Source organism: Methylobacterium sp. J-001, from assembly GCF_022829565.1.
Taxonomy (GTDB): domain Bacteria; phylum Pseudomonadota; class Alphaproteobacteria; order Rhizobiales; family Beijerinckiaceae; genus Methylobacterium.
Window position 1 is genome coordinate 1 of the sequence record NZ_JAKSYN010000173.1, and the last position, 350, is coordinate 350.

The 350-nt window shown below is 66.3% G+C and carries 1 pseudogene; it reads left to right on the forward strand.

The window, feature by feature from the left end:
- Positions 1 to 350, forward strand: a pseudogene (gene groEL, locus MKK65_RS21990) (chaperonin GroEL); the annotation flags it as partial.

The following is a 350-nucleotide window of genomic DNA, read 5'->3' on the forward strand; positions in this document are numbered from 1 at the left end:
GGCTTGGGCGGTGGCCGGAAGGCGATGCTTGAAGACATCGCGATCCTCACGAACGGCCAGATGATCGCCGAGGATCTCGGGATCAAGCTCGAGAACGTCACGCTCCCGAAGCTCGGCCGCGCCAAGCGCGTGCGGATCGAGAAGGAGAACACCACGAACATCGACGGCGTCGGCGAGAAGTCGGACATAGAGGGTCGGATCAGCAAGATCCAGGCGCCGATCGAGGAGACCACCGCGGACTACGACCGCGGGAAGCTGCAGGAGCGCCTGGCCAAGCTCGCGGGCGGCGTCGCGGTGATCCGCGTCGGCGGCGCGACCGAGGTCGAGGTCAAGGAGAAGAAGGACCGCGT